This window comes from Mesorhizobium sp. 128a, assembly GCF_053848025.1.
In genome coordinates this window covers 1-330 of the sequence record NZ_JBSPKY010000119.1, presented here as the reverse complement: position 1 = coordinate 330, position 330 = coordinate 1, and the positions used below count along the sequence as shown (strand labels likewise).

At 60.3% G+C, this 330-nt stretch carries 1 protein-coding gene; it reads left to right on the top strand.

The window, feature by feature from the left end; all coding sequences use genetic code 11:
* A partial coding sequence (locus tag ACWTU9_RS33335; protein ID WP_455862036.1) for a hypothetical protein occupies positions 1 to 214 on the top strand: 214 nt, incomplete at its 5' end.
* Positions 215 to 330: the final 116 nt, after the last annotated feature.

The following is a 330-nucleotide window of genomic DNA, read 5'->3' as shown; positions in this document are numbered from 1 at the left end:
CGGGCAGCAGATGGCTTACTCCCCGAAGAAAGTTACACCGCCTACCATTCACCTAATTCCGGCGGTCGGTGCCGGTTCCTTGGCGGCTGATATCAAGAAAAACCCGCCGGCAATGCCGACGGGCCATCTTCCCTCAAACTGCGCCTCGTTCCTGGACGGCCCGCCAAAGATATCCAGGCAGCCCACAGCAAGACAGCTTGTACAACAGGCTTGATTGAGTCCGCTGTAGCCGAGTGGCAACACCACGACGTGCAGGTTGCCCTTATCGGCCTAGCGGTCACTGGAAAGCCGCTACCCGAACGCCGGTCTCGTCAGGTCGGCTGGGGACCA